This window comes from Burkholderia sp. AU33803, from assembly GCF_002223095.1.
GTDB lineage: Bacteria > Pseudomonadota > Gammaproteobacteria > Burkholderiales > Burkholderiaceae > Burkholderia.
In genome coordinates, this window is record NZ_NKFJ01000004.1 from 1,003,074 (window position 1) to 1,020,473 (window position 17,400).

17 protein-coding genes and 2 pseudogenes are annotated in these 17,400 nt (G+C 67.6%); 14 read left to right on the top strand and 5 right to left on the bottom strand.

Annotated elements, in window-relative coordinates; translation table 11 throughout:
- Positions 1-8: 8 nt before the first annotated feature.
- Positions 9-269 carry a XapX domain-containing protein gene (locus tag CFB41_RS07145; RefSeq protein ID WP_089440387.1) on the bottom strand — a complete coding sequence of 87 codons (261 nt, stop codon included), beginning with the start codon at positions 267-269 and terminating at the stop codon, positions 9-11.
- Between the two features lie 276 nt (positions 270-545).
- On the opposite strand from CFB41_RS07145, the gene CFB41_RS07150 reads away from it, so the two are divergent.
- The gene (locus CFB41_RS07150) at positions 546-1,232 is read left to right on the top strand and encodes a hydrolase (protein ID WP_089439814.1); all 687 of its coding nucleotides are present in this window, start codon (positions 546-548) and stop codon (positions 1,230-1,232) included.
- 67 nt (positions 1,233-1,299) lie between these two features.
- Here the strand turns inward: CFB41_RS07150 and CFB41_RS07155 are convergent, their stop codons facing one another.
- On the bottom strand, positions 1,300-2,223 hold the full coding sequence (locus CFB41_RS07155; RefSeq protein ID WP_089456037.1) for a LysR family transcriptional regulator: 924 nt from the start codon (positions 2,221-2,223) through the stop codon (positions 1,300-1,302).
- A gap of 98 nt (positions 2,224-2,321) precedes the next feature.
- On the opposite strand from CFB41_RS07155, the gene CFB41_RS07160 reads away from it, so the two are divergent.
- From CFB41_RS07160 to CFB41_RS38545, 8 genes and pseudogenes are all read left to right on the top strand, one after another.
- Positions 2,322-2,489, top strand: a complete 168-nt coding sequence (locus CFB41_RS07160; protein ID WP_089456038.1) for a DUF1427 family protein — start codon at positions 2,322-2,324, stop codon at positions 2,487-2,489.
- Between the two features lie 19 nt (positions 2,490-2,508).
- Positions 2,509-4,401 (top strand): amidohydrolase, encoded by a 1,893-nt coding sequence (locus tag CFB41_RS07165; protein ID WP_089456039.1) that lies wholly within the window; start codon positions 2,509-2,511, stop codon positions 4,399-4,401.
- A gap of 1 nt (position 4,402) precedes the next feature.
- Positions 4,403-4,858 carry a DoxX family protein gene (locus tag CFB41_RS07170; protein ID WP_089456040.1) on the top strand — a complete coding sequence of 152 codons (456 nt, stop codon included), beginning with the start codon at positions 4,403-4,405 and terminating at the stop codon, positions 4,856-4,858.
- A gap of 40 nt (positions 4,859-4,898) precedes the next feature.
- Positions 4,899-5,813: a VOC family protein gene (locus tag CFB41_RS07175; RefSeq protein ID WP_089456041.1), complete on the top strand. Its 915-nt coding sequence runs from the start codon at positions 4,899-4,901 to the stop codon at positions 5,811-5,813.
- Positions 5,810-6,508 (top strand): YoaK family protein, encoded by a 699-nt coding sequence (locus CFB41_RS07180; RefSeq protein ID WP_089439820.1) that lies wholly within the window; start codon positions 5,810-5,812, stop codon positions 6,506-6,508. Before CFB41_RS07175 ends, CFB41_RS07180 begins: the two co-directional genes overlap by 4 nt.
- On the top strand, positions 6,505-8,055 hold the full coding sequence (locus tag CFB41_RS07185; protein ID WP_089456042.1) for an alginate export family protein: 1,551 nt from the start codon (positions 6,505-6,507) through the stop codon (positions 8,053-8,055). Before CFB41_RS07180 ends, CFB41_RS07185 begins: the two co-directional genes overlap by 4 nt.
- A 93-nt stretch (positions 8,056-8,148) precedes the next feature.
- Positions 8,149-8,268, top strand: a pseudogene (locus CFB41_RS38540) (hypothetical protein); the annotation flags it as partial.
- A gap of 39 nt (positions 8,269-8,307) precedes the next feature.
- A pseudogene (locus CFB41_RS38545) lies at positions 8,308-8,571 on the top strand (DUF3331 domain-containing protein); the annotation flags it as partial.
- Positions 8,572-8,736: 165 nt separating this feature from the next.
- On the opposite strand, the gene CFB41_RS07195 reads toward CFB41_RS38545, so the two are convergent.
- Positions 8,737-10,323 (bottom strand): acid phosphatase, encoded by a 1,587-nt coding sequence (locus CFB41_RS07195; protein ID WP_089456043.1) that lies wholly within the window; start codon positions 10,321-10,323, stop codon positions 8,737-8,739.
- A gap of 221 nt (positions 10,324-10,544) precedes the next feature.
- Between CFB41_RS07195 and CFB41_RS07200 the strand changes: the two genes are divergently transcribed.
- From CFB41_RS07200 to CFB41_RS07210, 3 genes are all read left to right on the top strand, one after another.
- Positions 10,545-11,894, top strand: coding sequence for a cytochrome-c peroxidase (locus CFB41_RS07200; protein ID WP_089456044.1), 1,350 nt, complete (start codon positions 10,545-10,547; stop codon positions 11,892-11,894).
- Between the two features lie 126 nt (positions 11,895-12,020).
- Complete coding sequence (locus CFB41_RS07205) at positions 12,021-12,407, top strand: hypothetical protein (RefSeq protein ID WP_089439824.1); 387 nt, start codon at positions 12,021-12,023, stop codon at positions 12,405-12,407.
- 11 nt (positions 12,408-12,418) lie between these two features.
- Positions 12,419-12,889, top strand: coding sequence for an NUDIX hydrolase (locus CFB41_RS07210; protein ID WP_089456583.1), 471 nt, complete (start codon positions 12,419-12,421; stop codon positions 12,887-12,889).
- A 138-nt stretch (positions 12,890-13,027) separates the two neighbouring features.
- Here the strand turns inward: CFB41_RS07210 and CFB41_RS07215 are convergent, their stop codons facing one another.
- Positions 13,028-14,737 carry a glutamine--tRNA ligase/YqeY domain fusion protein gene (locus CFB41_RS07215; RefSeq protein ID WP_039347445.1) on the bottom strand — a complete coding sequence of 570 codons (1,710 nt, stop codon included), beginning with the start codon at positions 14,735-14,737 and terminating at the stop codon, positions 13,028-13,030.
- Positions 14,738-14,985: 248 nt separating this feature from the next.
- On the opposite strand from CFB41_RS07215, the gene CFB41_RS07220 reads away from it, so the two are divergent.
- Together CFB41_RS07220 and CFB41_RS07225 are read left to right on the top strand one after the other, a co-directional pair.
- Positions 14,986-15,195, top strand: coding sequence for an ornithine acetyltransferase (locus CFB41_RS07220; RefSeq protein WP_011351716.1), 210 nt, complete (start codon positions 14,986-14,988; stop codon positions 15,193-15,195).
- 182 nt (positions 15,196-15,377) lie between these two features.
- Positions 15,378-15,932, top strand: coding sequence for an alpha/beta hydrolase (locus CFB41_RS07225; RefSeq protein WP_089456045.1), 555 nt, complete (start codon positions 15,378-15,380; stop codon positions 15,930-15,932).
- Between the two features lie 94 nt (positions 15,933-16,026).
- Here the strand turns inward: CFB41_RS07225 and CFB41_RS07230 are convergent, their stop codons facing one another.
- On the bottom strand, positions 16,027-17,247 hold the full coding sequence (locus CFB41_RS07230; RefSeq protein WP_089456046.1) for a CaiB/BaiF CoA-transferase family protein: 1,221 nt from the start codon (positions 17,245-17,247) through the stop codon (positions 16,027-16,029).
- Between the last annotated feature and the right edge of the window lie 153 nt (positions 17,248-17,400).

Here is a 17,400-nt window from a genome sequence, read left to right on the forward strand (position 1 = left end):
CGATTGCATCACGACGGCTTGCGGTCGTTCGTGGTGCCGCCGGGCAGCGCGCCGAACATGTGCTGGCTGCACTTCGCGTCGCGCCATGCGGTGTTCAGCCGGTGGCCCGCGAGCATGCGCCGCGCGACCGGCAGGATCTGTTCGCCGGCGAGCATGCCGAGCAGGCCGGTGAGCGCGATGATCGGCGGCGCCGGCGAATTCACGCCGATCGTGCCGTAGATGGCGCCGGCGAGGACGCCGGCGAGCAGCGACAGGAAATACGGTTTCATGGCGGGCGTCCCGTGATGGCAGACGAGCGGCGCGGGGCGCGCCGTCAAGATTTCGAAAGCGTATCGGGTTTGCGTGAAGAATAAAAGGGCGGGCAGCCCCGAACAGGCATCGATCCGGGAATCGGATCGATTCCGTTTCTTGGGTGTTCGCGCCGCGCGTTTGCGGCTTAAATATTTCGGCCCGGATGACGATCCGGCGCTGACGTACCTCCGGCTCCTCCCGTTCTGACGGTCGAGGCAGGCCCCCCTTTTTTCGTTCACAGGACACCTTGCGCCATGAGCAATCCGAAACTTGAAGTACTGACGCCGCAGAACAGCCAGCTGATCTTCATCGACCAGCAGCCGCAAATGGCGTTCGGCGTGCAGTCGATCGATCGCCAGACGCTGAAGAACAACGTCGTCGGGCTCGCGAAGGCCGCCAAGGCGTTCAACGTGCCGACCACCATCACGACGGTCGAGACCGAGGCCTTCTCCGGCCATACCTTCCCGGAGCTGCTCGACGTGTTCCCGAACCAGAAGACGCTCGAACGCACGTCGATGAACTCGTGGGACGACCAGAAGGTGCGCGACGCGCTCGCCGCGAATGGCCGCAAGAAGGTGGTCGTGTCGGGCCTCTGGACGGAAGTCTGCAATACCACGTTCGCCCTGTGCGCGATGCTCGAAGGCGACTACGAGATCTACATGGTGGCCGACGCATCGGGCGGCACGTCGCAGGCCGCGCACGACTTCGCGATGCAGCGCATGGTGCAGGCCGGTGTCGTGCCCGTCACGTGGCAGCAGGTTTTGCTCGAATGGCAGCGCGACTGGGCGCGCCGCGACAGCTACGACGCGGTGATGGCGATCGCGAAGGAGCACTCGGGTGCGTACGGAATGGGCGTCGACTACGCATACACGATGGTTCACAAGGCCGCGCAGCGTACCGCGACGCCGCACGAGTCGATCCCGGCCGTACCGGCGAAGTAACGGGCGACCGGCCGCGATCGTGGCAACGGCCGGCCGCGGCGATCCGCTGTCGCCGGCCGCCGCCCGCTCAGGCTGCCGGCAGCGCCCACGGCGCGTGCGCGAAGTGTTCCGCGAGGAAGTCGAGCAGCACCGTCACGCGCGCGGCGCGCAGCATGCCGGGCGGCGTGACGAGGTTGACGTTGATGTCGGCGATCTTCCAGTCCGCCATCACTTCCTCGAGCTCGCCGCTCTGCATGGCTTCCCACACCAGGAACTCCGGCTGAAGGGCAAGGCCATGACCGGCGATGAGCGAGGGGACGATCACGTCGGCGTTGTTGGTGCGGATGCGTCCGTGCACGTTCACGCCGAAGTCGTCGCCCGAGGCCGGATGGCGAAAGCGCCAGTGCTCGGGTGTCGGCAGGTTGGTGTAGGTGAGGCACACGTGCTTCTCGATGTCGCGCGGATGCGTCGGCCGGCCATGACGGTCCAGATACGCCGGCGACGCGACGAGCGGGCGGCGCACCGCGCACAGGCGGCGCGAGCGCAGCGACGAATCGCTCAGCTCGGCGATGCGGATCGCGACGTCGAAGCCGCCGGACACGATGTCGACGATGTGATCGGAGAGCACGAGGTCGATGTCGACGCGCGGATAGCGTTCGAGAAACGCGGGCAGCACCGGCGACAGGTGGCGCACCCCGAACGACATCGGCGCATTCACGCGCACGAGGCCATGCGGTTCGAGCGCCTGCGCGGACGCTTCGCTCTCGATCAGTTCCGCATCGGCGAGCAGCCGGATCGCACGGTCGCGCAGCAGTTCGCCGGTCGGCGTGAGCGACAGCTTGCGCGACGTGCGGTACAGCAGCATCGCGCCAAGGCGCTTTTCGAGGCGCGCGATGGCTTTCGACACCGTCGGCTGCGTGACGCCGAGCAGGTCGGCGGCTTTCGCGAACGAGCCCGTCTCCGCGACGCGCGCAAAGATGGCCCAGGCTTCGAGATCAGGAAGGTGTTGCATGGTCGGAAAGAGTGGCAGGGAAGCGAAGTGGATACGGCGCGCAGCATGCGGCCGGCGCGAAGCGACTCATTCTAATCCGGTCACGGAGAAAAAACGTTATGGAATCTTATCTATGGTCGCTGTCGGCCGGCGTGCTGGTCGGCGTCGTATACAGCGTGATCAAGGTGCGTTCGCCAGCGCCGCCACTCATTGCGCTGATCGGTCTGGCCGGCATGCTGATCGGCTCGCAGGCCATCGGCTCCATCCGTCACTGGCTCGGCTTCTGACCGCATCGAGGACATATTAATGAGCTCAACTGATAATCAACCGGATCTGATCCTGCACAACGGGCGCATCACGACGCTCGATCGTGGGAACCCCGTCGCCACCGCCGTGGCGATCAAGGATGGCCGCTTCGTCGCGGTCGGCGCGGACGCGGACGTGATGCCGCTCGCGGGCCGCGCGACGAAGGTCGTCGATCTCGAGTGCCGCAGCGTGCTGCCGGGCCTGATCGACAACCACACGCACGTGATTCGCGGCGGCCTGAACTACAACCTCGAGCTGCGCTGGGATGGCGTGCGTTCGCTCGCGGTCGCGATGGAAATGCTCAAGCACCAGGTCGCGATCACGCCGGCGCCACAATGGGTGCGCGTGGTCGGGGGCTTCACCGAACACCAGTTCGTCGAGAAGCGCCTACCGACGATCGACGAACTCAATGCGGTCGCACCCGATACGCCGGTGTTCATCCTGCACCTGTACGACCGCGCGCTGCTGAACGCGGCCGCGCTGCGCGTGGTGGGCTACACGAAGGACACGCCGGAGCCGCCGGGCGGCACGATCCTGCGCGACGCCGCGGGCAACCCGACCGGCCTGCTGCTCGCGAACCCGAACGCGACGATCCTCTACGCGACGCTCGCGAAAGGCCCGAAGCTGCCGTTCGAGTATCAGTACAACTCGACGCGCCACTTCATGCGCGAACTCAATCGCCTGGGCGTGACGGGCGTGATCGACGCAGGCGGCGGATCGCAGAATTATCCCGACGACTACGAGGTGATCCGCAAGCTGCACGACGCGGGCGAGATGACGGTGCGCATCGCGTACAACCTGTTCACGCAGAAGCCGAACGCGGAGAAGGAAGACTTCGTGAACTGGACGAAGAGCGTCAAGTACCACGATGGCACCGACTACTTCCGCCACAACGGCGCGGGCGAGATGCTGGTGTTTTCGGCGGCCGATTTCGAGGATTTCCGCGTCGCGCGCCCCGACTTGCCGGCGCAGATGGAGGACGATCTCGAAGGCGTCGTGCGCGTGCTCGCGCAGAACCGCTGGCCGTGGCGCATGCATGCGACCTACGACGAAACGATCAGCCGTGCGCTCGACGTGTTCGAGAAGGTCAACGAGGACATTCCGCTCGACGGGCTGAACTGGTTCTTCGATCACGCGGAAACGATCTCGGAACGTTCGATGGACCGCATTGCCGCGCTCGGCGGCGGCATCGCGGTGCAGCACCGGATGGCGTACCAGGGCGAATACTTCGTCGAGCGTTACGGCGCGCAGGCGGCCGAGGCGACGCCGCCGGTCGCGAAGATGCTCGAGAAGGGGCTCAAGGTGTCGGCCGGCACCGACGCGACGCGCGTGGCGTCGTACAACCCGTGGGTGTCGCTCGCGTGGCTGGTGACGGGCAAGACGGTCGGCGGGATGCGGATGTATCCGCAGCGCAACCTGCTCGATCGCGAGACCGCGCTGCGCATGTGGACCGAGTATGTGACGTGGTTCTCGAACGAGGAAGGCAAGAAAGGGCGCATCGCGGTGGGCCAGCTCGCCGACCTGATGGTCCCGGATCGCGATTTCTTCACGTGCGCGGAGGACGATATCGTCGATACGACTGCATTGCTGACGGTAGTCGGCGGCCGGATCGTGTGGGGGGCGGGGCCGTTCGCGTCGCACGATGCGCCGATTCCGCCCGCGATGCCCGACTGGTCGCCGGTGCGCGAGTACGGCGGCTACGGCGGCTGGGGCGCGACGCAGCGCAACGGCGCGCCGCTGCAGCGCGCCGCGGCGGCCGCCGCGCAGTGCGGTTGCGCGAGCGCGTGCGGCCTGCACGGCCATGCACACGCGAACGCGTGGAGCCGCGCGCTGCCGACGTCGGACGCGAAGGGCTTCTGGGGCGCGTTCGGCTGTTCGTGCTGGGCGGTCTGACATGGCGACCCCGACCCCTCACGTCGGCGCCGGCAACCCGGCGTGGGTCCGCGCGCTGCTCGCGCAGCCGTGGATCCTGCCGCTCGCGCGGCTGGCGCTGGTGTCCGCGTACCTGATCGGCGGTGTCGCGAAGGCGCTGGACTTCCAAGGCGCGGTCGCGGAGCAGGCGCATTTCGGGCTGCAGCCGGCCGCGCTGTGGGCGGCGCTCGCGATCGCAGTCGAGATCGCCGGCTCGCTGTGCATCGTGCTGGGCCGCTTCACGTGGCTCGGCGCGGGCAGCCTCGGTATGCTGACGCTGGTCGCGATGGCGGTGGCCAACGATTTCTGGAACCGGACGGGCGCCGAGCATTTCATGGCGCTCAACAGCTTTTTCGAGCATCTCGGGCTGATCGCCGCACTCGTGCTTGCGACCGTGCTCGCCGATGCGAAGCGCGTGGACGACGATGTCCGCGCGTGATTGATTGCACTATTCGATGACACAACAAGGAAACCTGATCATGATGACCATTCGATCCGCACTGTGCGCGCTGACGATCGCGGCCGGCTGCGTCGCGGCGCCGGCGACGTTCGCGAAACCGCCGGTGCCGCCCGCGCCGGTGCCGGTGCTGGCCGTCGGTCCGCAATACGACACGACGCACGTGTGCGTGGCGCCGGAAGACTTCGACCGCTTCACCGACAGCTTCGTCGCGACGTTCGGCGGCAAGAAGTCGAAGCAGGGCGTGTTCCAGGTCACGCCCACGCCGAGCCAGACGATGTCGCAGCTCGTGCTCACGCCGGCCGGCACGATCTCGGTGTTCGGCTTCAAGACCCCGATCCCGTATCCGTTCTGCTCGGAGCGCACCGGTTATCTCGTCACCGACATGGACGTCGCGATGAAGACGGCGCGCGCACACGGCGCGGACGTGATCGTCGACACGTTCCCCGATCCGATCGGCCGCGACGCGATCATCCGCTGGACCGGCGGGCTGAACATGCAACTTTATTGGCATACCGAAGCGCCGAGCTACGACGCGCTGGAGACGGTGCCCGAGAATCGCGTGTACGTGTCGCCGGAAAGCGTGCGCAAGCTGGTGCACGATTTCGTGAAGTTCTCGAACGGCAAGGTGGTGTCCGACACCCTCAAGGCGCCGGGCATCGAGATCGGCCGGCCGAACGACACGTATCGCCGCATCCGCATCGAATCGGGCTTCGGCAAGATGACCGTGCTCGTGACCGACGGCCACCTGCCATACCCGTTCGGACGCGAGATGACCGGCTACGAAGTGCATGATCTCGCCGCGACGCTGGAGAAGGCCAAGGCAGCCGGCGTGACCGTGCTCGTGCCGCCGTTCACGTCGGACGGCCGTGACGCGGCGCTCGTGCAGTTCCCGGGCGGCTACGTCGCCGAGATCCACGCGAGCGCGGCGCGATGAAGCACGAGGATACGATCCTTGCCGCGGTGGCCGGCTTCGTCGACACGCTGAGCTTCGTCGCGCTGTTCGGGCTGTTCACCGCGCACGTGACCGGCAACTTCGTGCTGATCGGCGCGGGCATCGCGGGCTTTGGCCAGGGCATCGTGCTGAAGCTCAGCGTGTTTCCCGCGTTCGTGTGCGGTGTGATCGCGAGCAGCCTGATCGCGCGGGCGATGTCCGGGCGGCCGGCGTGGCAGGGCGCGCGCACGCTGCATGCGGTACAGGCCGTGCTGCTGCTCGGCTTCTGCGCGGCTGGCGTATGGGCGACGCCCGTCACGCAGCCCGACAGCCTGCCGGCGCTCGTGGCCGGCATCGTCGGCACGTTCGCGATGGGCGTGCAGAACGCGCATCCGCGCGTGATTGCGCGTGCCGGCGGCGTGCCGAACACGGTGATGACCGGCAACGTGACGCAGGCGATTCTCGACGCGGTCGACCTGCTGTCGGCCGGCACCGCCGATGCCGCGCGCGCGGCGGCGCGGGCGCGCTTCGGCAAGATGCTGCCGGCGATCGTGGCGTTCGCGCTCGGCGCCGCAGGCGGCGCGCTCGGGTTCCGCTTCGTCGGGTTCCTCGCGCTGCTCGCGCCGGTCGGCGCGCTCGCGACGCTGGCCCTGTGCGCGGCACAAACGGCGGGTACGACCACACAGGAGCGCGCATGATCGAGCGGAGAGGGGGGAGACATCAAGGCCGGCACGCCGCACGGGCCGCGCACGCGTCGCTCGTCGCGGGGCTGCTGTTCGCGGGTGCCGACGCGGCATGCGCGCAAACGGTGGCGGCCTCGACGGCGACTTCCACGCCGGTGCAGGAGCCGGCGCCGGCCGCGTCATCGGCAACGCCAACGACATCGGCGACGACATCGGCAACGCCAACCGCCGCTGCCGCATCGACCTGCACGGCCAAGCGCCCCGTGGTGCTGTTCAACCGCTGGCAGGAAGACTGGTCGGTGCTCGCGAATCCGTGCGTGCCGCGCGCACCGCTCGACGGCCTGAAATACCTTCCGCTCGGCAACGATCCGGCCTCCTATCTGTCGCTCGGCGTGAACCTGCGCGAGCGTCTCGAGACCAATGACGCGCCGCTGTTCGGGATCGGCTCCGCGCAATCGGATACGTACCTGATCCAGCGCATCGAAGTGCATGCCGACGCGCATCTCGGCCAGCACTGGCAGTTCTTCGTGCAGTTGCAGGACGCCCGCGCGTTCGGCAAGAACACGGTGTCGCCGGTCGACAAGAATCCGCTCGATCTCGAGCAGGCGTTCGCGACCTACACGGGCGCGCTCGGCGGCGGCACGTTCAAGTTCCGCGTGGGCCGGCAGGAGATGGCGTTCGACTTGCAGCGTTTCATCGCCACGCGCGACGGCCCGAACGTACGGCAGGCGTTCGATGCGGTCTGGGCCGTGTACGAGTACCAGAAGTGGCGCTTCATCGGCTACGCGACGCAGCCGGTGCAGAACCGCAACGCGTCCGATTTCGACGACGTGTCGAATCGCGATCTCACGTTCAGCGGCGTGCGCGTCGAGCGGCAGTCGGTCGGGCCGGGCGACCTGTCCGGCTACTGGTCGCGCTACAACCGCAACAACGCGCGGTTCCTCGACGCGAGCGGTCCCGAGCATCGCGACGTGTGGGACGTACGCTACACGGGCACGCTGGGGCGCTTCGACTGGGATCTCGAAACGATGCTGCAGACCGGCACGGTCGGCAACGCGACGATCGGGGCGTGGGCCGTCGGTTCGATCGCCGGCTACAAGCTCGATGCGCCGTGGTCGCCGCGCATCGCGCTGCAGGTCGACGCGGCATCGGGCGACCGGCATCCGCACGACGGCCGTGTCGGGACCTTCAATCCGCTGTTTCCGAACGGCTATTACTTCACGCTCGCCGGCTATACGAGTTACGCGAACCTGATCCACGTGAAGCCGTCCGTGACGCTGAAGCCGTCGGCGAACCTGTCGCTGCTCGGTGCGCTCGGCTTCCAGTGGCGCGAGACGACCGGCGACGCCGTCTATCAGCAGCCGAACATCCCGGTGCCGGGCACGGCGGGCAAGGGCGGGTTGTGGACCGGGATGTACGTGCAGTTGCGCGCGGACTGGACGATCGCCGCGAACCTGATCGGTGCGATCGAGGCCGTGCATTTCCAGGTCGGCGATGCGATCCGCCAGGCGGGCGGGCACAACGCCGACTATGTCGGCGTCGAGCTGAAGTATGGGTGGTAGCGCGCGAGCCGCCGCGCGTCCGCCGGCGAAGCGTTGCCCGATGCGTGGTGCCGGATGAACGCGCGTGTGCAGGTGCTCGCGTATTCGGACGAGATGCTGATCGTGCGCCCGCTTGCGCCGGGTAGTGCGGAACAGCGCTGGGCGCCGGCGCGTGCGCTTCGCTCGGGCCGCTGCGCGCTGTCCGGCGAGAAGATCGTCTGCGGCGACGCCGTGTTCAGCCCGCGCGGGCGGGCGCCATTCGAATCGAAAACGATGATCCTCGCGGCCGCGCTCGACCGTCCGCGCGTGTCGACGGTGCGCCCGCACGTGCAGGTGCTCGAGCGCTCGGCGCAACTGCTGGTCGTGCGCTGGGTCGAGCCGGGGCGTGCGCATTTCGGCGAGCAGCACTGGAAACCGGGGCGCGCACGGCACGCCGGTGTCTGCGTGCTGTCGGGCGCGCGGATCGCGTGCGGGGACGACGTGTTTCGCCCGAGTGGCCGCCCGACGCCGCCGAATGCGCGCGCGATGATCCTGGCCATCGCACTCGACACTGCCGGGCTGAAACACGGCGGGCGATGCGGCGCGCACGTGCTGACGTTCGCGTGGGCGCGTATGCGCCATGACACAGGGCGGCCGAAGCCGCCCTGTGTCATGGGGTGGCCGGCATCGCGCCGGCCGGTGCGTTGCAGTGCTGCCGGGCCGTTACAGGTTCGGCGACAGTTGCAGCGCGTTCGTCAGGTCGCCCATTGGCTGCGCGCCGTTGGCCTTCAGCGCGTCGTCGCGCTGTTGCAGGCCCGCGAGGCGCGGCAGCGAGAAGCGGCGCGTGATGAAGCGCAGGATCGACCCGGTGTCGTACTGCGTGTGGTCGACGAAGCCCTTCTTCGCGTACGGCGACACGATCAGCGCCGGAATGCGGGTGCCGGGGCCCCAGCGGTCGGCGGTCGGCGGCGCGGCATGATCCCAGAAGCCGCCGTTTTCGTCGTACGTGACGATCACGACCATGTTCTTCCACTGCGGGCTTGCCTGCAGGTGCGCGATCACGTCGGCGATGTGTTGGTCGCCCGAGGTGACGTCCGTGTAGCCCGGGTGCTCGTTCAGGTTGCCCTGCGGCTTGTAGAACGTGACCTGCGGCAGCGTGCCCGCATCGATCGCCTTGATGAACTCGGCGCCGTTCGCGCCGCCGTCGAGCAGGTGCTGCGCGCGGCTCGCGGTGCCCGGCGCCTGGTTCGCGAAGTAGTTGAACGGCTGGTGGTGCGGCTGGAAGTTCGGCGTCGACAGATCGGCACCGTAGATCACGTTCGACGTGCCGTTCTGGCTCGCCTGCAGCGCCTGGCCCCACGCGCCGCTGTACCATGCCCACGACACGCCCGCGTTGGTCATCAGGTCGCCGATGTTGGTCGCCGTCTGCGGCGGCATCGTCGACGGATTGGCCGGGTCGGCGAGCAGCGGATCGCCGCCCGTGGCCGCCTTGTTGCCGCTCGGCTGGTACGCCGGCTGCATCGTGTTGATGCCGTAGAAGTCAGGCGTCAGCGCGCCGTCGTTGACGAACTTCGGCGGCCCGCTCAGCGCCGAGGCCGGCGAGTTCGCGGCGACCTTCAGCGACTTGCCGTCGGCGTTCAGGACTGCGATCTTGCCGGCCGCCGGGCTCTTGTCCGCGTTCGCATAGAACGGCGCGCACGCGCAGATCAGGTACTGGTGGTTCAGGAACGAGCCGCCGAACGCACCCATGAAGAAGTTGTCGGCGAGCACGTACTGCTGCGCGACCTTCCACAGCGGCAGCTTCGACGGGTCGGCGGTGTAGTGGCCCATCGTCAGGCCGCCCGCATCGGTCCACGCGGCATACATGTCGTTCTTGCCGCCGTTGATCTGCATCTGGTCCTGGTAGAAGCGGTGCACGATGTCACGCGTCGCGATGCTCATCGACTGGTTGAAGCCTTTCGGATCGTCGATCGCGAACGGCGTGTTCGGCAGGTTCGCCGTCATCGCCTCGGTCACCGCCGGCGTGATGCCGGTCGCGGTCAGGCCGCCCCAGATCTTCGGCAGCGTCGCCATCGTCGAGCCGTCGCGATCCTTTTGCACCGAGTTCGCGGCCGTGGCGTTCTGCAGGCCGTTCGCGCCGGGGAAGTTGCCATACAGGTTGTCGAAGCTGCGGTTTTCCGCATAGATCACGACCACGTTCTTGACGGCCGACAGGCCTTGCTGCGTGACATCGTCGCCGCCGCAGGCAGTCAGGCTGAGCGCGGCCGCGAGGGCGATCGGCGTATAGCGAATCCAGGCGTGCTTCTTCATGCGATGTTCTCTCTTTCGTCGTTTGTCGCGTGTGGGAACCGGGTTGATGTACGGCCGGCGCGGGCATTGCGAGGCACCGACCGGTTGCGCGCATTATCTGGAACCGATTTGACAGGCGGGTGTAGGGCTGCTTTCAATTGACTGTCGGTGGAACGTCATGCAACGGTCATGGAACTGACATAAGCTCCGGCCGATTGCCCACCGCTACAAGAAGAACGACGATGCCCAGCCTTCTGAAACCCCGCGCGTTCGCGCGATCGTTGACCCCTGCCGCGGCCGCGCTGGCGCTGGCCGCCGGGCTCGCGGCGCTCGCCGGTTGCGATGCGCGGCCCGGCGCGACTACGTCGGCCGCGTCCGTCGTGCCGGCGGCGCAAGCGGCCCCGGCCGCGCCCGCGGTGGCGCCGGCCAGCCAGCCGCAGACGCGCGCGCAGGTATTCGAGGGCGTCAAGCAGATGACGGCGCTCGGCAAGCAGTTGTTCTTCGATCCGTCGCTGTCGGGCTCCGGCAAGCTCGCCTGCGCGTCGTGCCATAGCGCCGAGCATGCGTTCGGGCCGCCGAACGCGCTGTCGGTGCAGCTCGGCGGCGACGACATGCACCGCACGGGCTTTCGCGCCGTGCCGTCGTTGAAGTACCTGCGCGGCATTCCACCGTTCAGCGAGCACTTCCACGATTCGCCGGACGAAGGTGACGAAAGCATCGACGCGGGGCCGACCGGCGGGCTGACCTGGGACGGTCGCGTCGACACCCGCGACGCGCAGGCGCGCATTCCGCTCACGTCGCCATTCGAGATGAGCAGCTCGCCGGCGAGGGTCGCGAAGGCGGTTCGCGCCGCACCGTATGCGGACGCGTTCCGCAAGGCGTTCGGCGACCAGGTGCTCGGCGACGACCAGGCGACCTTCGACGCGGTGCTGCGCGCGCTCGACGCGTTCCAGCAGCAGCCGGCGCTGTTCGATCCGTACACGAGCAAGTACGACGCGTATCTGGCCGGTCATGCGCAGCTCACGCCAGCGGAGTTGCGCGGGCTGCAGCTGTTCAACGACGAGAAGAAGGGCAACTGCGCGAGCTGCCACATCAGCCAGCGCACGCTCGAGGGCGGCCCGCCGCAGTTCAGCGATTTCGGGCTGATCGCGATCGCGGTGCCGCGCAACCGCGCGCTGCCTGTCAATCACGACCCGCGTTTCCACGATCTCGGCGCGTGCGGCCCCGAGCGGACCGACCTGAAGGGCCGCGACGAATTCTGCGGGCTGTTCCGCACGCCGTCGCTGCGCAACGTCGCGCTGCGCAAGACGTTCTTCCACAACGGCGTGTATCACTCGCTGGAGGACGTGATGCGCTTCTACGTCGAACGCGACATCCATCCGGAGAAGTTCTATCCGGTCGTGAACGGCAAGGTGCAGATCTATGACGACCTGCCCAAGCGCTACTGGCCGAACATCAACCGCGAGGCGCCGTTCGATCGCAAGCGCGGCGACCAGCCGGCGCTGAATGCGGCCGAGATCAAGGACGTGATCGCGTTCCTGGGGACGCTGACTGACGGATATCAGCAAACGGCCGCGCCGGCCAAGCCGTAGAGGCATTCATTACAGCACGCATGCTATCCTCGCTCGCTGACGGGCGTGGTGTGCGTGCCGGATGGCCGGCCCCCGGTTCGCCGGCATGCACCACGCCGTTCGATCGAACATCCAAGGAGAAAAAACATGTCGATGCGTGCATCCCTTTCCGTCGTCACGCGCGTGCTGGCCGGCGCCGCGTGCGCAGCCGCGATGCTGCCCGCCCATGCACAGAACAACCTGAACTTCCTGAACGACACGCCAATCAGCTATTTCAGCAAGACCGACCGCGCGTCGCTGTCGAAGGCGGTCGTGCAGGTGCGCGACGAAGGCAAGGACGGCGAAACCACGACGTGGCAGAGCAGCGGCCGCGGCACGCAGATCGATGCGAAGCTCACGCCGACCACGACCGAGACGGACGGCAAGACCTGCCGTGAAGTCGCCACCGAGATCACCGCGAAGGGCCAGACGATGACGCTCAAGCCCGTCTACTGCAAGACGGCCGCGGGCAAGTGGCAGCTGCAGAAACGCTGAGCAAGCGCATGATGAAGCGGGGCGCCGCGCCGCGCACGGTGTCGTGCGGCGTCGTGATCCTCGATGCGGCCGGCCGCGTGTTCCTCGCGCACGCGACGGATACCACGCACTGGGACATCCCGAAAGGGCAGGGCGAGCCGGGCGAGACGCCGGCCGAAGCGGCGCTGCGCGAACTGCTCGAGGAAACGGGCATCGTGTTCGGCGCCGATCGGCTGCTCGATCTTGGCCGCTTCGCGTACCGGCACGACAAGGATCTGCACCTGTTCGCGGTGCGCGTGGCCGACGACGAAGTCGATCTCACGCACTGTACGTGCACGTCGCTGTTTCCGAGCCGTCGCGACGGCTCGATGATTCCTGAGATGGATGCGTATCGCTGGACCCCACCCGGCGACATCGACGCGTATGCGAGCCGCAGCCTCGCGCGGCTGTTTCGCACGAAGCTGTCGCTCGCGGATTTGCATCGGCGGTTGATGGGGGAGTGAGCGGGCGCGGCGGCTTCTGCGGCTGCATGTCGCGGCTTCGCTTCGAAGCACGCAACAAAAAACCGGCCCTGGGGCCGGTTTTTTTATGTTCACGCGACGGCGGCTTGCGAAGCCGCGAGCCGCGTGCGAAGCATGCCGTTACGCCGGCTTGCCCCAGCTGTCGCGCAGCCCGACGATCCGGTTGAACACCGGCTTGCCCGGCTTCGAATCGACCCGGTCGGCGACGAAGTAGCCGTGACGCTCGAACTGCAGGCGCGTCTCCGGTGCGATGTCGTCATTGCCCGGTTCGATGTAGGCCTGCACGATCTTCTTCGAGTCGGGGTTCAGCGCCTCGAGGAAGTTCGCGCCGCCCGCGTCCGGATGCGGCTCCTTGAACAGGCGGTCGTAGATCCGCACTTCGGCCGGCTGCGCATGCTTCGCGCTGACCCAGTGGATGTTGCCCTTGACCTTGTACGTGTTCGCGCCTTCGGTGCCCGACTTGCTGTCCGGGAAGTAGTTGCAGTGCACGGCCGTCACGTTGCCGTCGGCGTCCTTGTCGAAGCCCGTGCATTCGATCACGTAGCCGTAGCGCAGGCGCACCTTGTTGCCCGGGAACAGGCGGAAATAGCCCTTCGGCGGGTTCTCGACGAAATCCTCGCGCTCGATCCACAGCTCGCGCGAGATCGGGAACGTGCGCACGCCGCGATCCGGGTGGTGCGGGTGCACGGGCGCCGTGCACGCTTCCTCAAGGTCTTCCGGATAGTTGTCGATCACGAGCTTCAGCGGATCGAGCACGGCGACGGTACGGGCTGCCTTGTCGTCGAGGTCGTCGCGCAGCGCGCCTTCGAAGATGCTCATGTCGATCCACGAGTCGATCTTCGTCACGCCGATCCGCTCGCAGAACAGGTGGATGCTCTCCGGCGTGAAGCCGCGGCGGCGCACGCCGACGATCGTCGGCATACGCGGGTCGTCCCAGCCGTCGACGTGGCCCTCGGTCACGAGCTGCAGCAGCTTGCGCTTGCTGGTGATCGCGTACGTGAGGTTCAGTCGCGAGAATTCGATCTGTTGCGGCAGCGGGCGCGTGAACTTGCCGGCTTCCGCGAGTTCGTTCAGCACCCAGTCGTACAGCGGGCGGTGATCCTCGAATTCGAGCGTGCACAGCGAATGCGTGATGCCTTCGAGCGCATCCGAGATGCAGTGCGTGTAGTCGTACATCGGATACACGCACCATGCGTCGCCGGTGCGGTAGTGGTGCGCGTAGCGGATCCGGTAGATCACCGGGTCGCGCATGTTCATGTTCGGCGAAGCCATGTCGATCTTCGCGCGCAGCACGTGCTCGCCTTCCTTGAACTCGCCGGCCTTCATGCGGCGGAACAGGTCGAGGTTTTCTTCCGGCGTGCGATCGCGGAACGGCGACGGCTTGCCGCCTTCCGTCAGCGAGCCGCGGTTCGCGCGCATTTCATCGGCGCTCTGGCTGTCGACATAGGCCTTGCCGCGCTGGATCAGCAGCTCGGCGAACTCGTACAGCTTGTCGTAGTAGTCGCTCGCGAAGTACTGGTGATCGACCGCGTCCTTGCGCCAGTCGAAGCCGAGCCAGCGCACCGCGTCGACGATCGAATCGACGTACTCGACGCTTTCCTTTTCCGGGTTCGTATCGTCGAAGCGCAGGTGGCACACGCCACCGTAGTCGCGCGCGACGCTGAAGTTCAGGCAGATGCTCTTGGCATGGCCGATGTGCAGATAGCCGTTCGGCTCGGGCGGAAAGCGCGTCTCGACACGTCCGCCCCATTTGCCGGTGCGGTTGTCGTCGTCGATGATGTTGCGGATGAAATTGGAAGCCGCGGGGGCGTCGTTGCGTTCGGTGCTCATGCGGATGGCGTCAGGTTGTGTCGGCGCGCGCGTCGCGCCGGTTTAATCCCGTGATTCTACCTGACCGGGGTCCGTCCCGTGCGGCGTGCGGCATGATGGGGGCGGGTTTCGACCGATTATCTCGATATTGTGTCGGCTGTAACACGACGTAAATCGGATTGCCCGGGCCGTTTGGCGTTGCCTATGATGGCTTCACCGAATCAATGCCGCCGTCCGGGATGCCGCGCGGCGGGAGGAAACTAAAAACCATGATGAAAAAGACCACGTTTATCGTTCGTACCGCCGTGATCGTCGCGGCCCTGTCGCAACTCGGCGCGTGCGCCATGACGCATACGCAGCGCAATGCCGGTATCGGCGCAGCCGCGGGCGGCGCGCTCGGCTACCTGGTCACGGGCGGCCCGCTCGGCACGGTCGCCGGCGCCGCGGCTGGCGGCATCGTCGGTGCGAACGTGCGCTGACCGACCGACATGACGCGAGCCGCCTGCAAAACGGCGGCTTGACGTCCGGTCGCGACGCTGCGCTCAGCGCGTCCCGATCCCACGCACATCCTTCCAATATCAGACAGGCAGCATCAGGGAGGAACGGGTGTGCGACACTGCGCCGACGCACCATAACGATTTCACTCGTCGACGCACTTTCCATGAGCCGTTTACCCGTTCTCGTCCTGCCGGGCTACGCCAATTCGGGCCCGCTTCACTGGCAGAGCCGCTGGGAGCGTGCCGACGCACGCTTCTCGCGGGTCGCGATGCCGGACTGGGACCGTGCGTTCCGCAACGGCTGGTGTCTCGCGCTCGATCGCGCGGTTGAGGCCGCACGCGGGCCGGTGCTGATTGCCGGCCACAGCCTCGGTACGCTCACCACCGCGTGGTGGGCGACGCGCTATGCGCGCCCGGCCGCGCTCGCCAAAGTGCGCGGCGCGCTGCTCGTCGCGTTGCCCGATCCCGACGGTCCCGCGTTTCCGGCTGACGCGCACGGGTTCGGGCCCGTGCCGCTCGAACGGCTGCCGTTTCCGACCTGCGTCGTCGCCAGCAGCGACGATCCGTATGGCTCGCTCGCGTTCGCCCGCACCTGCGCGAACGCGTGGGGCAGCGCCTTCCACGACATCGGCCCACGCGGCCACATCAATGCGGACAGCGGGCTGGGCGACTGGCCCGAGGCGCGCGGCTGGCTCGACGCGCTCGCCCGTCGCGATTGACCGCTCGACTGACCGCCCAATCGACCGCGCGGGGCGGGGCGGCGGTGGAGGCCGCTGCCACGCCGGCCGTCCGCACCCGCACTACCCACCGCGTTCAGATCGCCTGTTTCGCCCGCAGCGCGGCGATCTTCGTGTCGTCGTAGCCGAGCATGTCGCGCAGCACGTCGTCGGTCTGCGCGCCGAGCAGCGGCGGGGCCGTGCGTGCTTCCGGCGGCGTCGCGCTCATCCGGATCGGGTTGCGCACGAGCTTCGCGTCCGCGCCGCACGGGTGCGGCAGCGACACCTGCATTCCGCGCGCGACGACCTGCTCGTTGTCGAACACCTCGTCGAGATTGTTGATCGGGCCGCACGGCACGCCGGCCGCTTCGAGCGCACCGATCCAGTCGGCCTTGTCGCGCGCCTTCACCATCTCCGCGAGGATCGGCACCAGCGTGTCGCGGTGACGCACGCGCGACGGGTTCGTCGCGAACCGCTCGTCGTCCGCCAGCTCGGGCCGGCCGCCGGCCTCGACGAACTTGCGGAACTGCCCGTCGTTGCCGACCGCGACGATGATCCACCCGTCGCGCGTCTGGAACGTCTGGTACGGCACGATGTTCGGATGCGCGTTGCCCCAGCGCACCGGCGGCTTGCCGCTCGCGAGGAAGTTGGTGTTCATGTTCGCGAGCAGAGCGACCTGCACGTCGAGCAGCGCCATGTCGATGTACTGGCCTTCGCCGGTCCGGTCGCGGTGCGCGAGCGCGGCGAGCACCGCGATCGTCGAGTAGAGGCCGGTCGCGAGGTCGGCAATCGCGACGCCGGCCTTCTGCGGGCCGCCGCCCGGCTCGCCGTCGCGCTCGCCGGTGATGCTCATGAAGCCGCCGATCCCCTGGATGATGAAGTCGTAGCCCGCGCGGTGCGCGTACGGGCCGGTCTGGCCGAACCCGGTGACCGAGCAGTAGACGAGGTCGGGCTTCACCGCGCGCAGCGAATCGTAGTCGAGCCCGTATTTCTTCAGCTGGCCGACCTTGTAGTTCTCGAGCACGACGTCGCTCTGCGCGGCGAGCTCGCGCACGATCTGCTGGCCCTCGGGCGTCGCGATGTCGACCGTCACCGAGCGCTTGTTGCGGTTCGCCGCGAGGTAGTACGCGGCCTCGGCGGTATCCGCGCCGTCCGCGTCCTTCAGGTACGGCGGCCCCCAGTGGCGCGTGTCGTCGCCGGCGCCCGGGCGCTCGACCTTGATCACGTCCGCGCCGAAATCGGCAAGCGTCTGCGCGCACCACGGGCCCGCGAGCACGCGGGTGAGGTCCAGCACGCGGATATGGCTCAGGGCACCCATCGTCGAATCGTCTCCTTTCATGGCTCGCCTGGTCGGGCAGGGCCGGTTGGCATGCCGAGCATCTTAAGGCGAATCGGCTGCGCGAGTGGCCCACCCGGCCCGGCGCGAGGGCCGAGCCGCTTTCCGGCGCTTTGCCCGGAAGCCGGCCCCGAT

What these genes read in the sequence shown, in the direction of transcription:
- CFB41_RS07170 (WP_089456040.1), top strand. Translation starts at nt 4,403, where the DNA reads ATGGCGACCCCGACCCCTCACGTCGGCGCCGGCAACCCGGCGTGGGTC.
- CFB41_RS07150 (WP_089439814.1), top strand. Translation starts at nt 546, where the DNA reads ATGAGCAATCCGAAACTTGAAGTACTGACGCCGCAGAACAGCCAGCTG.
- CFB41_RS07175 (WP_089456041.1), top strand. Translation starts at nt 4,899, where the DNA reads ATGATGACCATTCGATCCGCACTGTGCGCGCTGACGATCGCGGCCGGC.
- CFB41_RS07145 (WP_089440387.1), bottom strand. Translation starts at nt 269, where the DNA reads ATGAAACCGTATTTCCTGTCGCTGCTCGCCGGCGTCCTCGCCGGCGCC.
- CFB41_RS07230 (WP_089456046.1), bottom strand. Translation starts at nt 17,247, where the DNA reads ATGGGTGCCCTGAGCCATATCCGCGTGCTGGACCTCACCCGCGTGCTC.
- CFB41_RS07210 (WP_089456583.1), top strand. Translation starts at nt 12,419, where the DNA reads ATGAAGCGGGGCGCCGCGCCGCGCACGGTGTCGTGCGGCGTCGTGATC.
- CFB41_RS07165 (WP_089456039.1), top strand. Translation starts at nt 2,509, where the DNA reads ATGAGCTCAACTGATAATCAACCGGATCTGATCCTGCACAACGGGCGC.
- CFB41_RS07185 (WP_089456042.1), top strand. Translation starts at nt 6,505, where the DNA reads ATGATCGAGCGGAGAGGGGGGAGACATCAAGGCCGGCACGCCGCACGG.
- CFB41_RS07195 (WP_089456043.1), bottom strand. Translation starts at nt 10,323, where the DNA reads ATGAAGAAGCACGCCTGGATTCGCTATACGCCGATCGCCCTCGCGGCC.
- CFB41_RS07220 (WP_011351716.1), top strand. Translation starts at nt 14,986, where the DNA reads ATGATGAAAAAGACCACGTTTATCGTTCGTACCGCCGTGATCGTCGCG.
- CFB41_RS07225 (WP_089456045.1), top strand. Translation starts at nt 15,378, where the DNA reads ATGAGCCGTTTACCCGTTCTCGTCCTGCCGGGCTACGCCAATTCGGGC.
- CFB41_RS07160 (WP_089456038.1), top strand. Translation starts at nt 2,322, where the DNA reads ATGGAATCTTATCTATGGTCGCTGTCGGCCGGCGTGCTGGTCGGCGTC.
- CFB41_RS07180 (WP_089439820.1), top strand. Translation starts at nt 5,810, where the DNA reads ATGAAGCACGAGGATACGATCCTTGCCGCGGTGGCCGGCTTCGTCGAC.
- CFB41_RS07205 (WP_089439824.1), top strand. Translation starts at nt 12,021, where the DNA reads ATGTCGATGCGTGCATCCCTTTCCGTCGTCACGCGCGTGCTGGCCGGC.
- CFB41_RS07155 (WP_089456037.1), bottom strand. Translation starts at nt 2,223, where the DNA reads ATGCAACACCTTCCTGATCTCGAAGCCTGGGCCATCTTTGCGCGCGTC.
- CFB41_RS07200 (WP_089456044.1), top strand. Translation starts at nt 10,545, where the DNA reads ATGCCCAGCCTTCTGAAACCCCGCGCGTTCGCGCGATCGTTGACCCCT.
- CFB41_RS07215 (WP_039347445.1), bottom strand. Translation starts at nt 14,737, where the DNA reads ATGAGCACCGAACGCAACGACGCCCCCGCGGCTTCCAATTTCATCCGC.